This is a genomic window from Polaribacter sejongensis (assembly GCF_038024065.1).
GTDB classification, from domain to species: domain Bacteria; phylum Bacteroidota; class Bacteroidia; order Flavobacteriales; family Flavobacteriaceae; genus Polaribacter; species Polaribacter sejongensis.
This window is the reverse complement of sequence record NZ_CP150667.1, coordinates 3,043,013-3,058,643: the sequence shown is the minus strand read 5'-3', so window position 1 is coordinate 3,058,643 and position 15,631 is coordinate 3,043,013. Positions and strand designations below refer to the sequence as shown.

Here is a 15,631-nt window from a genome sequence, read left to right as displayed (position 1 = left end):
CAAGAACAAGTCGTTTAATTTATTTTAAACGAATTTTTTTTGCCTTATTTTTGTAAAAACTTTTATTTATAATGAAAAGTAGCTTCACAAAAACTGTACAAATTGCCATTATATCTGTCTACTTAATTTTTTTAGCAGGCTCTGTTGTTAGAATGACTGGCTCAGGAATGGGATGTCCTGATTGGCCAAAATGTTTTGGGTATTATATTCCGCCTACAGCGGAAGAACAAATTACTTGGAAACCAAATTCTGAATTTAAAAAAGGTTTTATCATCATTAAAGATGAGGCGCTGTTTGTTGCAGAACACGATATTAAAACGACGGAACAATTCAATAAAAGTAATTGGGCTACTTATACAAAACATGATTACGCAAATTTTAATAAATTTCACACCTGGACAGAGTACATAAACAGACTATCATCTGTTTTAGCAGGTTTTGTTTTTTTATTCTTAATATACGGAGCCTCAAAATTCTGGAAAACAGATAAAAGAATTCCTATACTTGCTTATACTGCTTTCTTTTTAATGTTGGTAGAAGCTTGGTTAGGAAAAACAGTAGTAGACACAAATTTAAAACCTTCTATAATAACTATTCACATGGTTATTGGTTTAATTATTATCGCGCTGTTATTACAATTAAAATTTATTACTTCAGATAAAAAGAAAACCTACAATTACAATTCACTATTTAGTAAATTACTTATTATTTCTGCCGTATTTTCTTTAATTCAAATAGCAATGGGAACTCAAGTAAGGCAATTTATAGACGAGCAAGTAAAGCTTTATGGTTTCGAAAACAAAGATTACAGTTTAATGAATCCGAGTTTTAAATTCTACTTTCATAGATCTTTTACCATTGCAATTGTATTGATAAACTTTGTTTTATTTTACATAAATCAGGCTAAAAACCTAGGATACAAATTGGTAAATTGGGTAGTTGCATTAATCTTTTTAGAAACCATTACTGGAATGTTAATGTATTATGCCGAGTTTCCTTTGGGTACGCAAGCAACACATTTATTGGCAGGTGCTATTTTATTTGGACTACAGTATTATTTATGGTTGCAAAGTAGACTTACTAAGTAAACAGTATTCAGTCTCAGTTTTCAGAGGATCACTGTTGTGTAAGCTGAATAATACAAAATTGACGACATAGCAATATAGAAAACACAGTGTTTTTTAAACTTTTAAACTTGTTTTAGGACGACATCTGATATCCGCTAGCGCGAGCGTCACGCTCGTGCAAACACCAATAACATGTTAAGTAATTTCCACAAACTTACTCAACAATGTTTTAAGAAAAGATACGAGCGAGACGCTCGCACCAGAGAAGAGGCTTCACTGTTATGTATACTGAACACATAGCAACATAGAAAACATAGTTTTTTTTTAAACTTTGAAACTTATTTTAGGACGACATCTGATATTCGCTAGCGCGAGCGTCCCGCTCGTGCAAACACCAATAATATGTGGAGTAATTTCTACAAACTTATTCTACAATATTTTAAGAAAAAATACGAGCGAGACGCCCGCACCAGCATTGAGAATGTAACTAAGCGCCGAGAACTAAAATTAAGGATGCGCGTTCACCCAAACTTCTCCGTCTGAAAAATATTCTTTTTTCCAAATTGGAACGGTTTCTTTTAAAGTGTCAATTGCAAATTCGCAAGCTTCAAAAGCGGCTTTTCTATGCTTAGAAGACGTAGTTATAATCACTGGAACTTCTCCAATTTGCAACATTCCTTCTGCATGGTGAATGGCAATTTTTTTAATATCAAATTTTTCTAAAGCCAAATCTGCAATTTTTTGCATTTCTTTAATTGCCATTAGCTTATAGGTAGAAAAGTCTAATTGCGTAACTTCTTTTCCTTGAGTATCATTTCTTACCGTTCCTATAAATGCAGAAATTCCGCCACAAGAATCATCTTCTACAAAACGATAACACTCTTGTAAATCTAATTTTTCTGAAGTAATTTTTATTGAAGTTCTTACCATTGTTAAGCAAAAATAGGGAAACAAAGTTGTATTTTTGCAAAAATAAATGAATCGTCATTACAAGGAATTTTCTGTACTTTAAAAATGTTGTAATAATCAACAGAGAATACCTCCAAAAGTTACATTGACAAAAATTATCAATATGAAAAATATCTTTAGAATTGTAAGTATTTTAGAAGGAGTTTCTTATCTATTATTATTATTTATTGCTACACCTATAAAATATTTACAACACGATGATTCTTATGTAAAAATGTTAGGAATGCCCCATGGAATCCTTTTTATGTTATATGTAGTATTGGCTATTGTTATCAAGAAAGAAATGAATTGGAACAATAAAACTTTAGGGATGGTTTTAATTGCTTCTGTGATTCCTTTTGGTACTTTTTATGTTGATAAAAAATATTTTAAGAAATAGATTGTTGATTGGTAGTTGTTACACTGAGACTCGCAGAGAAAACACAGAGATTCACTGAGGGAAACTAAAAATCCATTAAAAAGAGAGCCTCTTCCCTTCGGGAAGATTAATATGAGCTTTTTTAACCTCCACTAACTGGAGGAATTATAGCAACAACGTCATTCTCTTTTAGCAGTAAATCATCAGTTGCATAACTTTCATTCACAGCAATTGCATAAGAATTCAACTTTTCTAACTGCTGATATTTCTCTTTTAAAGAGTTTTTAAAATCTGCAACAGTAGCAACATCCGCTATATTAAGCTCTAAAGCTGATGAACCTACAAAGTCTGTGGTTATTCCGAAAAAAAGTACTTGAATTTTCATGTATCAAAAATATTAAAACATACTCAATCGAAGCAATAAACCTTCATTTTTAATTCCTCCGTGAAAAGATCTTACATAATCTACTCTTAAAAAACGCCATTTACCAAAACCTATATTATCTAAACCAATAGAGTATTCTGTATACGGTTTTTTATCTGCCATCACCAAGGTTTTTGCTCCACCAACTAAATGAAGATTTAATTTATTTAACAACGGAATCTTTCCTAAAATAGCTCCTTTAAAATCATGCTGAATATGTGCTTCTGCATATTTATCATTCGTATAAAATTTATAATATTCTAACAAACCAAAGCTACTTAACTCACGATCTAACGGAAAAAGTAATTGGTTTCCGTTGGCTTGTAAAAAGTCCATAAAAGCTATGTCTTTCTTTTTAAGAAATACTCCACCCCTAACATTATAAGAAAATTCACCATAATTTCCTGCATTGATATCTTGTGTTAAATTTGCTGTGAATACATCTGAATTTAATTCGGAATTAGAAGCTCCAAAGCGTTTGGTATAATTAACATTCAATGACGGATATTTTTCATTGTCTATATTTTCTTTTCTATCAGGATAAGACAAATATTTTTGTCCGAATACAAAAGTAGCGCCTACATTTAAAGTAGCAATTTTATGCTCTTCAAACACATCAATAACATCTGAGGGATTATTAGGCTTATAACCTCCGTTTTTATCTTGCTTTGCAAAAGAGTAATCTGTGGTATTAAAAAGTGGTTTTCTATTTGCATATTCAAATGATGTAGCTAGGTAAATTCCATTTACAATTTCTTCTGAATAATTAATTTTAGCAAACTCCTTTTCGTAAATTCTTAAATAATTTAACCTCCTCATCAAAGAACTCACGGTGTTATTTAATTTCATTAAAGGATTTCTACCATTAAACTGAGCCGTTGTAATCCCTCCAGAAATTGTCATCTTAGGTCTAGAAATATCATTCCAATTTTTAGTTAAAAAGAAAGTAGGCCTTATACGTTTGTCCGAAAAGCCATAATTTACCTTTCCTCCTACATTCCACCATTTCCCTGTATCATTTTGCTTTTTAAAGTAACTACCTCCTAAAGAAACATTAAAACCTTGTACCGTATTAAAGTTAAAGTCATTAATTAAACCATTGTAAGAAATAGCCCATTTCTCATAAGAATTCCTATACGTATAACCTGTTACAGAAGAGAGTAAATTAAACTTGTTTTGTTTTTTATTTACAGAATCTAAATATTTTTTAGATTTTCTTACCACTTTTAAACTGTCTTTAAATTTATAATCAACAGTTTCTTCCTCCGTTAAAGGTACAGGTCTTAAGGTATTCCAATACAAGGTATCTTTTTCGGTTGCTTGTTTCTCAAACGATAAAACCTCATTGGTAAACGTGTTTTCGTTATATTTTGGTGTAAAATTATATGCAGAATATGCTGATGAAAAGCGCCCATCAAAATTAAAACCTAATGCATCTACTTTAAAATCTATACTCTGACTAATTAGCACCCAGGCATCATTTGCCTCTGAATAATTATAGTTTTGTTTTAAATTTAAAACATCTACAATGGGTATGTTTACTTGGGCTCCGGTAACGGAAACATCTGCGCCATAAATAGCCCAATCATCTTCTACAATGTATAAATAACCATTAAAAACACGATCATTTTTACGCTTTGGAAGCAATTTTATTTTATTGATAAGTTTACCATTTGTATCATAAAAAGATCCTTCTAGCCTAAAGTTATAATAACCAAAAGCATTTGTAGATATTGGTGAAATTAAATCGCTACCAAAAGTGACACTATTATCATAAAAATTAATATTTGCATCTTCTGCCCTATTAAAACTAATACCATTGTCTTTTCCGCTTACTTTAGAAGCAATAATTTTTTCTTTAAACTTTTTTGGGTTTTTCTGAAAATGAATTTCCGAAACCGTTTCAGAAAGATAAATAATTCCGCTTCTTGTAGAATCTAATGCTCCACCAAAATCGCCCAAATTTTTACCTAAAAATTTCTCTGGAGCATCTTTAATTTTATACAAACCTCTAGAGTAAAATTTAGCAGTATACTTTGCATATTTATCAGTATTTTTATCCTTATTTGCTATTGTGTTTCTAATAATTCTATTTGCAGGATTGTCTTTTGTAGAGATAGAAATTTCTGCCAACTGTACGTTTTCTTCTTCTAATTGAACATTTAATTCAAAAGGAAAAGACGTAATATTTATTTCCTTTTTTAGTGTTGTATAGCCCAAGATTTGAAAAACAACAGTATGTTTTCCTTTTTTATTGACATTTAAAATATACGCTCCATTATCATTAGAAGTTGTTCCTGTAACAGTTTCATCCAAATAAATACTTACAAATGATAAAGGCGCATTATTTGTATCTGTAATGTTTCCTTTTACTTGTGCTAAGACAGATATTGATACCCAGAAAAACAGCAGAAAAGTATATTTTTTCATAGTTTGGTTGTGTTGATAAGAACAAACATAAACTTTATGATCGACCTAAATCTTTAAAATTTGTTAAACAACAAAAAATAGTACCCTAACATAAAGGTGTTTAAAAAAATAAAAGACCTAATTTTATAAAAATTAACGCCTATCAAAAGATTTGAAAATAAATTCTCTCTTTCACTGAAAATCATATATTTGTAAGCTTAAACAAGCAAAGACTTATTATATGAGCGATTCTAGAAAAAGACACGAAGCTTTATTATATCACGCAAAACCAAAACCAGGAAAAATAGAAGTGGTTCCTACTAAAAAATACGCCACTCAACATGACTTAGCTTTGGCATACTCACCAGGTGTTGCAGAGCCTTGTTTAGAAATTGAAAAAGACAAAAACAATGCTTATAAATATACAGCTAAAGGAAATTTAGTTGCTGTAATATCTAACGGAACTGCCGTTTTAGGTTTGGGAGATATTGGTCCGGATGCCTCTAAACCAGTAATGGAAGGAAAAGGTTTACTATTTAAAATATTTGCAGATATTGATGTTTTTGATATTGAAGTAGATGCTACCGATGTAGAACTTTTTATACAAACTGTAAAAGCAATTGCACCTACTTTTGGTGGAATTAACTTAGAAGATATTAAAGCACCAGAAGCTTTTGAAATTGAAAGACGATTAAAAGAGGAATTAGACATTCCGGTAATGCACGACGACCAACACGGAACAGCAATTATTTCTGCTGCCGCCTTAAAAAACGCCATAGACATTACTAATAAAGATATTAGCAAAGTAAAAATTGTTGTTAATGGCGCTGGAGCTGCTGCAATTTCTTGTACACTTTTGTATTTAAAACTAGGTGTAAAGAAAGAAAACGTAGTAATGTGCGATAGTAAAGGTGTTATTAGAAGTGATAGAGACAACCTTACTTCACAAAAAGCCGAATTTGCAACCGATAGAGATTTACACACGCTAGATGAAGCAATGCATGATGCTGATGTATTTATTGGTTTATCTAAAGGAAATGTAGTTACTCCACAGATGCTTTTAACCATGGCTAAAGACCCAATTGTTTTTGCAATGGCAAACCCTGTGGCTGAAATAGATTACGATTTAGCAGTTGCTACAAGAAAAGATATTATAATGGCTACGGGAAGATCTGACCATCCTAACCAAGTGAATAATGTACTTGGATTTCCATTTATTTTTAGAGGAGCTTTAGATGTTAGAGCGACCAAAATTAATGAGGAAATGAAAATGGCAGCCGTTCATGCTTTAGCAGATTTGGCTAAAAAATCGGTACCAGAACAAGTAAACATTGTTTATGATGAAGTAAGTTTAGCGTACGGAAGAGAATACATTATTCCAAAACCATTTGACCCTAGATTAATTTATGAAATTCCACCAGCTATTGCAAAAGCAGCAATGGATTCTGGTGTTGCTTTACAACCTATTGAAGATTGGGATAAGTATAGAGAGGAATTAATGGAGCGTTCTGGTTCTGGAAATAAAGAGATTAGACTTTTACACAATAGAGCAAAAAGTAATAGAAAACGTATTGTGTTTGCAGAAGCAGACCATATAGATGTTTTAAAAGCTGCACAAAGAGTACATGATGAAAAGATTGGTCACCCAATATTGTTAGGAAGAAAAGAAGTAATCTTAGCTTTAAAAGCAGAAATAGGTTTTACTGAAATTGTGCCAATTATAGATCCAAAAACTGATGAAGAAGCAGAACGTAGAGAGCGTTTTGGAAAAATTTATTGGAAAAATAGAAGACGTAAAGGACGTACTTTATCTGAAGCAACAAAATTAATGCGAGAACGTAATTATTTTGCTGCAATGATGGTGAATGAAGAAGAAGCAGATGCATTAATTACAGGATATTCTAGACCTTACCCAACTGTTTTAAAACCAATTTTAGAACTAATTGAAAAAGACAAAGGAATTACTAAAATTGCTGCAACCAACTTAATGTTAACCAAACAAGGTCCGTTATTTTTAGCAGATACTACAATTAACATAAACCCTACGGCAAAAGAATTGGTGAAAATTTCGCAAATGACTGGTAATTTTGTAAAAATGTTTGGTATGAAACCAAACATGGCAATGGTTTCTTTTTCTAACTTTGGATCTTCAAGTTCAGAAACTTCTAAAAAGATAACCGAAGCTGTTTCTTACTTACACAGACACTTTCCAGACACTATTATTGATGGAGAATTACAAGCAGATTTTGCTTTAAATCCAGAAATGTTAGCAAAAGAATTTCCGTTTTCGAAACTAAATGGTAAAAAAGTAAATGTTTTAATTTTCCCTAATTTAGAGTCTGCAAACATTACTTATAAGTTAATGAAACAATTAAACCACGCAGAATCTATTGGTCCAATAATTTTAGGATTAAGTAAACCTGTACATATTTTACAATTAGGTTCTAGTGTAGATGAAATGGTAAACATGGCTGCGTTGGCTGCCGTAGATGCTCAAGAAAAAGAAAAAAGAAGTAAAATTAATAATAATTTAGCATAAGATTAATTTGATGTAAGAATCGAGTTTAAATAAAATAGAGATTAGACATTTATTTGTTATCATTTAAAGTCTAATCTCTTTGATTTATAAAATATAAATTGCGCTCACACCAAACCTAAAATAAATTCTTACTTTAGAGGCTTAGAAAAAGAAATATATGATTACACAAGTTAGAGGAAGGTTGGTAGAAAAAAACCCAACAGAGGTTGTTGTAGATTGCAATGGAGTTGGTTATTTATTACATATTTCTCTAAATACTTTCTCTAGTTTACCCGATGATGAAGCTGTTGTTTTATACACACATTTATCAATAAGAGAAGATGCACATACCCTTTTTGGTTTTTTTACAAAAACAGAGAGAGAAGTTTTTAAACTGTTAATTTCTGTTTCAGGTGTTGGACCAAGTATTGCAAGAACGATGTTGTCATCTATGACATCAGAAGAAATACAACATGCTATTGCATCAGAAAATGTTCCACTCATACAATCTGTAAAAGGAATCGGTGCAAAAACAGCACAAAGAGTTATTGTAGATTTAAAGGATAAAATTTTAAAAACCTTTAATATTGATGAAGTTTCTACTTTTACAAGCAATACCAATAAGGATGAAGCGTTATCTGCTTTAGAAGTTTTAGGGTTTAATAAAAAGCAATCAGAGAAAGTGATCTCAACAATTTTAAAAGAAAACCCGGAAGCTACCGTAGAAAACTTAATAAAACTAGCCTTAAAAAATTTATAAGAATTTTGAAAAATTTTTTGAAAAAAATATTTTTATTTCTTGCTTTTGCTTTCATAGCAAACACCTCTTATGCGCAAACAGATAAGGATACAGATTCCATAACAGTAAAAAAGGACACTCTAGACTTAAGATATAACTTTAAAAAAGAGCAAACTGGTGGTTTATTTTTAGATTATCTGGCAGAGAAAGAAATTATTTTTGATAAAGATTTAAACAGGTATGTAATTGTAGAAAAAATAGGCGATTATTATACAAAAACACCTATTTATCTAACACAAAAAGAATACGCAGATTATCGTTTAAGGCGAGATATGACGCAGTATTATAAAGACAAAGTAAGTGCTACGAACTCTAACAAAAAAGGATCTAAAGAAGCTCAAAAAGACCTACTACCAACCTATTATGTAAAATCTGACTTATTTAAAACTATTTTTGGAGGAAGTGAAATTAAAGTAACACCTACCGGAAGCTTAAATTTAAAGCTAGGTTTTATTTATCAGAATACAGAAAACCCGCAATTATCCGAAGAAAACAGAAGCAGTTTTACCTTTGATTTTGACCAACAAATTAACGCAAGTATTCGTGCACAAGTAGGTACACGTTTAGATTTTACAGCAAATTACGACACACAATCTACTTTCGATTTTCAGAATTTAGTAAAAATTGGTTACGAGCCAACAGAAGATGATATTTTACAAGGAATAGAAGCTGGTAATATTTCTATGCCCATTAAAAACTCATTAATTAATGGGGCACAAAGTCTATTCGGTGTAAAAACACAGTTAAAATTTGGTAACACAAATATAACTGCTGTTTTCTCACAGCAAAACTCAGAAAGTACAACAACAGTTTCAGAAGGTGGTGCTTCTATACAAGAGTTTCAATTAAAGGCTACAGATTACGATAATGACCGTCACTTTTTCTTATCGCAATATTTTATAGACAACTACGCAAATTCTCTTAAAAATTATCCTTTAATTAATAGCCAAATTAATATTACAAGGGTAGAAGTTTGGGTAACCAACACAAGTTCTAGCACAGAAGATTACAGAAGTATTGTAGCTTTAGCAGATATTGGTGAGTCTGATACCGATGTTTTAGTAAACCAAACAGGAGCAGTACAACCTACAAGTCCGCCAACAACAACCGGAGGAAATATACCAACAAACGAATCTAATAATTTATCTAATTTACTTACTACAACTAGTGGTATTAGAAGTATTTCTACCATAAATAGTACCTTACAACCTTATAATATGAGTGAGGGTACAGATTATTCTGTGTTAGAAAATGCAAGAAAATTGAACACTAGTGAGTTTACCTTAAACTCTCAATTAGGTTTTATATCTTTAAATAGTAGGTTAAATGATGGTGAAGTTTTAGCTGTTGCTTATGAATATACTGTTGCAGGAGGAATTAGTGGCAGCACAGAAACTTCTTTTAAAGTGGGTGAATTTTCTAATGATGGTATTCAATCTCCACAAACTTTAGCAGTAAAATTATTACGTAGTGAGATTTTAAAAACAAAACGTGCAAACATAAACACAGGTGAAGATGAAGCTTTTCCTACTTGGCGTTTAATGATGAAAAACGTCTATGCTTTAGGTGCCTATCCATTATCGCAGGATGGTTTCTATTTTGAAATTCAATATAGAGATGATCAAACAGGTATTTCATCTAATGTTTTACAAAATGCAAATACTGCAGGTATTACCAATTTACCATTAATACAAGTTTTTAAATTAGATCAATTAGACCAAAGTCAATATAGAACTCCAGATGGATATTTTGATTTTGTAGAAGGCATTACTGTTAATTCTCAAAAAGGATTTATCTTTTTCCCAGAACCAGAACCTTTTGGAAATGATTTGGTACAACAGAACACCAATGATGTTGGTTTAGATGAAACTGTAGACAATAACTATTTATTTAAAGAACTCTATTTAAATACAAAAGTAAACGCGCAAAACAACTATCAAAATAAAGATAAATACTATTTAAAAGGATATTTTAAATCAGAAAATTCTGGAGGAATACCAATTGGAGCTTTTAATGTACCTAGAGGATCTGTTACAGTAACCGCAGGTGGAAGACAATTGGTAGAAGGGGTAGATTATGTAGTAGATTACCAAGCAGGTCGTGTACAAATTATAGACAGTGGCTTGCAAGCTTCCGGAACGCCAATAAGTGTTTCTACAGAAAACAACGCGGTGTTTAATCAACAACAAAAAACATTTATGGGAGTAGATGTTGAACATAAATTTTCAGATAAATTTATTATTGGAGCAACCATTTTAAATGTAAATGAAAAGCCTATTACTCCTAAAGTAAATTTTGGTTCAGACCCAATAAACAATACCATGTTTGGGGCAAATATAGATTACACAACAGAAGTACCTTATTTTACAAAATTGGCAAATAAATTACCCTTTGTAGACACAGATGTGCCTTCTAATTTATCGGTTAGAGCAGATATGGCATATTTGCTTCCAGGAACGCCAAGTGGCATTGATGTGGCAGGTGCTGCAACTTCTTATATAGATGATTTTGAAGCTTCTCAAATACCTATTAGTATCTTATCGCCATTAGATTGGCATGAAGCAAGTACCCCAAAATTTTTCGCAGGTTTTAATGGAGATCAAGAAGATTTATCTTACAATTATCAAAGAGGTAAATTGGCATGGTATAATGTAGACCAAATTTTTTACGGTGCTGGAGATACACCTCCAAATATTAATGCTGCAGAACTTTCTAGAGCAGAAACTAGACAGATTAATTATAGGGAATTATTCCCTAATGTGCAGTTAGATATTACACAGAACTCAGTAATAAGAACTTTAGATTTAGCTTATTTCCCATCAGAAAGAGGTTCTTATAATTTTGATACCGGTATTAACGTAAAAGCAGACGGAACTTTCTCTGACCCACAAAATAGATGGGCAGGAGTTATGAGAGCTTTAACAACCAACAATTTTGATCAAGCAAATGTTGAATATGTGCAGTTTTGGGTAATGGATCCTTATGAAAATTATTCAATTACTGAAACAGAAGGTTTACCTATAGGCATGAATCCGGAAGATCCATCAAACCAAATTGGAAATTTATACTTAAACTTAGGTAATGTTTCTGAAGACATCTTAAAAGATAGTCGTAAAATGTTTGAAAACGGTTTACCAGAAACTGGTGGAGAAATAAATACCGTAGAAACAACTTGGGGTAAAGTACCAACAAACTCCTCTATAATTTATGCTTTTGATGAAAATGATGAGTCTAGAGCAAATCAAGATCTTGGATATAATGGTTTAAATGATGCTGAAGAATTTGCGAAGTACAGCACAACCCTTCCTAACTTTAGTAAATTAAACCCTAATGATCCTGCATCAGATAATTTTCAATATTTTAGAGGGAGTGAGTTAGACGCAAATCGTGCTTCTATAATTACTAGATATAAAGATTATAACAATACACAAGGAAATTCTCCAACCTTAAATCAATCTACAGAAAGCTACCCTACCTCCTCTACAACCTATCCAGATGTAGAGGATATTAATAAAGATCAGACCATGAATACCGTAGAAAGTTACTACGAGTATAAAGTTTCTATGAATAGAAATGATTTGGTTGTTGGTAAGAATTTTATTGTTGATAAAAAAACAACAGATGTAACTTTAGAAAACGGAGCAAACCAAACAACAACTTGGTATCAATTTAGAGTACCTATTAGAAGCGGAACACCTGTAAATGGTATTTCAGATTTTAATAGTATTCGTTTTATGAGAATGTTTTTAACTAATTTTAAAATACCGGTAGTACTTCGTTTTGGAGAGTTAGATTTGGTACGTGGAGATTGGAGACGTTATACAAAAACATTAGACGAATCTATTTCTACACCAGAAGATTTAGATGAAAATGAATTAAAAGATTTTGAAGTTGGTGTTGTAAGTATAGAACAAAATGAAGGAAGCTACATTCAGCCTCCAGGAATAGAAAGAGAGCAATTACAAGGTAGTACTAGCGTACAATTACAAAATGAACAATCTGTTACCTTAAAAGTAAATAATTTACCTGCAAACGAAACCAGAGCCATTTATAAAAACATAAGCATTGATTTAAGACGATTTAAGAATTTAAAAATGTTTATGCACCTTCAGAAAAATGAAGGAGCACTTGCCATAAATGACAATGATTTTTCTGCAGTTATAAGGTTAGGTACGGATTTAGATGATAACTTTTATCAAATAGAACTCCCTTTAAAAGTATCTCAAAATGGTACTTCTGCTTTAGATCTTTGGCCAGAAGCAAATAATTTAGATGCTTTTCTAGAAACTTTTGGATTGGTAAAATTAGAAAGAGACAGAGCTGGTGTTGCCATTACAGATATCTATACTTCTATTGAGCAAGATGCCGAAATACCGTATACAATTTCCGTAAAAGGAAACCCAACGTTAGCAGAATTAAAAACAATTATTTTAGGAGTAAAAAACAAAACAACATCACCAATTAGTGGTGAGGTTTGGTTTAATGAGTTACGTTCTTCTGGTTTTGATAATGAAGGTGGATGGGCAGCTGTACTAAATGCCGATGCAAATTTTGCCGATGTAGCAAATATATCTTTATCAGGTAGTATGTCTACCATTGGTTTTGGTAATGTAGAAGACAGAGTAGGACAACGTAGTTTAGATGAAACAAAACAATATGATGTTGCTACTACTATAAATTTAGGTAAAGTATTAACTCCTAAAAAATGGGGAATTCAATTACCAATGAGTTATAGTATTGGTGAGGTTTATATAGACCCAAAATACGATCCTCAGTTTCAAGACGTAGAATTAGCAGATGCTTTAGGTGAAAATGAAAATAGTGAATTTTCTAGAGATTATACCAAAAGAACAAGCATTAGCTTTACTAACGTTAAGAAGAATAGAAACCCTAATTCTACAAAAAAACCTAAGTTTTATGACGTAGAAAACGTAGCTGTTTCTTATGCTCATAACAAAGAATTTCAAAGAAATTACAACATTAAAAAAAGAATTAACGAAAGTGTAAGAGCTTCTGCATCTTATAATTTTAGTTTCGATTCTAAACCATTAGAACCATTTAAAAATAATGATTCTATTTTTAGAAATAAATATTGGCAACTTTTAAAGGACTTTAATTTTAATCCAATTCCTAAAACTTTTGCAATTAATTCTAGTATCAACAGATATTATAATGAACAACAATCTAGAAATTTAGTGTCTGGTTTATCAGAACAACCAGAGTTAAAACAGCGTAGATATTTATTTGATTGGGATTATACTATTGGTTTCGATTTAACAAAATCGTTACAAGTAAACTTTAATGCCACCAACAGCTATATTTACGATACTTTTGGTAGCGATGATGAAATACAAGTTTTTGATGACTTCTTTAATACAGGAAGAGCCAATCATTACCATCAAGCATTAAACGGAACATATAATTTACCAATAGATAAAATTCCTTTTTTAAAGTTTATAAAAGCAGATTATGCATATACAGCAGATTTTGATTGGCAAGCGGCGCCACAAAGTACCATAGACGTTAATGGTGTAGATGTAGCTTCTGTAAACTTAATAGGAAACACCATACAAAATGCAAATACGCACAATTTAAATACCACTATTAATTTTGATGCTTTTTACAAAGGGCTTGGTTTCGAAAAATTATTATTGACTAAAAATCAACGTAAAAGTGCAAAAGGAGATCAAGGTGCAAGTTTACCAAGAACTCCAGGAAGAGTTAAGCAAAACAAAAAATTATCTATCGGTAAAAAGATCTTAAAAGGTACTTACGATGTTCTAACTTCTGTAAAACAAGGTAAAATAAGTTATTCAGAAAACAACGGTCAATTATTACCAGGGTATACAGAAGATGTTGGTTTTTTAGGCGGTGCTCCTACCTCTTTCGCTTTTGGTAGCCAAGTAGATATTAGAAATAAAGCTTTAGAACAAGGTTGGTTTGTATCTAGAAACAATGGAGAAGAATATTACAGTAAAACTTACAGCAAAACACATTACAATAAATTAGATTACACATTTACACTAAAACCAATTAAGGATTTAAATATAGATGTTAGAGGTAATAAAATACAAACAAGAGATCTCTCTCAGCAACTAGACCTTGTATCTGGCAGCAATGAATTTGAAAATACTCCTTTCTTTGAAACAGGAAACTTTAGTACCAGTTACTCTATGATTTCTACTGCATTTACAAACGGAGATGTTTTATTTCAGAATTTAAGAAATTATAGAAGTATCATTTCAAACAGATTAGCTACAGAAAATGTAGTACCTGCAAGTGGTTTTGGAGCCAACAGCCAGCAAGTTTTATTACCTGCTTTTGTAGCTGCCTATTCTGGTAAAAGTCCAGATAAAGTAAATACGGGTCTTTTTAGAGATGTTCCAATCCCTAACTGGACATTGCGTTACAATGGTTTAATGAAGTTTAATTTCTTCAAGAAGAACTTTAGTAATTTTGTAGTTTCACACGGTTATAGATCTTCTTACACTGTATCTAGTTTTACCAATAATTTACAGTATGATGCAGATAACCCTTACGCAAACTTAAATGCTGCCAACAATTATGAATCAGAATTGTTAGTATCTGCAGTTACTTTAGTAGATGAATTTTCTCCACTAATTAAACTAGATATGAAAATGAGAAACTCATTCTCTTTAAGAGGAGAAATAAAAAGTGACAGAACGCTTACCATGAATTTTAACAACAGTACCTTAACAGATATTTCTGGAACAGAATTTATATTTGGAATGGGCTATGTTTTTGAAGACGTAAAATTCAATACTCGTTTTACAGGAAAGAAACAAACACTAAAAGGAGATGTCAATTTAAGAGCAGATGTGTCTTTAAGAGATAATATTACACAAATTAGATCTGTAGATGAAGATAATGATCAAATTAGTGGTGGACAAAAACTTTTTTCTATTAAATTTACCGCAGATTATAGATTAAGTAATAGTTTAACCGCATCATTCTATTACAACCATCAAACATCTAGATATGCAATCTCTACCACTTTTCCTAGACAGGCAATTAATGGAGGATTTAATATTATTTATAACTTAGGAGGAAATTAAACATAACAACA

General features: G+C 31.4%; 8 protein-coding genes. 5 read left to right on the top strand and 3 right to left on the bottom strand.

Features of this window, described 5'->3' with window-relative positions; genetic code table 11:
• Nucleotides 1–71 precede the first annotated feature (71 nt).
• Nucleotides 72–1,088, top strand: a complete 1,017-nt coding sequence (locus WHD08_RS12700) for a COX15/CtaA family protein (RefSeq protein ID WP_208890567.1) — start codon at nt 72–74, stop codon at nt 1,086–1,088.
• A gap of 486 nt (nt 1,089–1,574) precedes the next feature.
• Here WHD08_RS12700 and WHD08_RS12695 read toward each other — a convergent pair whose 3' ends face one another.
• A complete protein-coding gene (locus tag WHD08_RS12695) occupies nt 1,575–1,997 on the bottom strand; it encodes a molybdenum cofactor biosynthesis protein MoaE (RefSeq protein ID WP_208890568.1) in 423 nt (140 codons plus the stop codon).
• Between the two features lie 142 nt (nt 1,998–2,139).
• Here WHD08_RS12695 and WHD08_RS12690 point away from each other — a divergent pair, with 142 nt between their 5' ends.
• Complete coding sequence (locus WHD08_RS12690; RefSeq protein WP_165731622.1) at nt 2,140–2,415, top strand: DUF3817 domain-containing protein; 276 nt, start codon at nt 2,140–2,142, stop codon at nt 2,413–2,415.
• A gap of 121 nt (nt 2,416–2,536) precedes the next feature.
• Here the strand turns inward: WHD08_RS12690 and moaD are convergent, their stop codons facing one another.
• Nucleotides 2,537–2,779 (bottom strand): molybdopterin converting factor subunit 1, encoded by a 243-nt coding sequence (gene moaD, locus WHD08_RS12685; RefSeq protein WP_208890569.1) that lies wholly within the window; start codon nt 2,777–2,779, stop codon nt 2,537–2,539.
• Nucleotides 2,780–2,791: 12 nt separating this feature from the next.
• Entirely contained in the window at nt 2,792–5,248 is a 2,457-nt protein-coding gene (locus WHD08_RS12680) for a DUF5686 and carboxypeptidase regulatory-like domain-containing protein (protein ID WP_208890570.1), read from the bottom strand.
• A 220-nt stretch (nt 5,249–5,468) separates the two neighbouring features.
• Between WHD08_RS12680 and WHD08_RS12675 the strand changes: the two genes are divergently transcribed.
• From WHD08_RS12675 to sprA, 3 genes are all read left to right on the top strand, one after another.
• On the top strand, nt 5,469–7,766 hold the full coding sequence (locus WHD08_RS12675; RefSeq protein WP_208890571.1) for an NADP-dependent malic enzyme: 2,298 nt from the start codon (nt 5,469–5,471) through the stop codon (nt 7,764–7,766).
• A gap of 157 nt (nt 7,767–7,923) precedes the next feature.
• Nucleotides 7,924–8,505 (top strand): Holliday junction branch migration protein RuvA, encoded by a 582-nt coding sequence (gene ruvA / locus WHD08_RS12670; protein ID WP_165731618.1) that lies wholly within the window; start codon nt 7,924–7,926, stop codon nt 8,503–8,505.
• A gap of 17 nt (nt 8,506–8,522) precedes the next feature.
• Nucleotides 8,523–15,620, top strand: a complete 7,098-nt coding sequence (sprA, locus tag WHD08_RS12665) for a cell surface protein SprA (RefSeq protein WP_244183314.1) — start codon at nt 8,523–8,525, stop codon at nt 15,618–15,620.
• Nucleotides 15,621–15,631 lie beyond the last annotated feature (11 nt).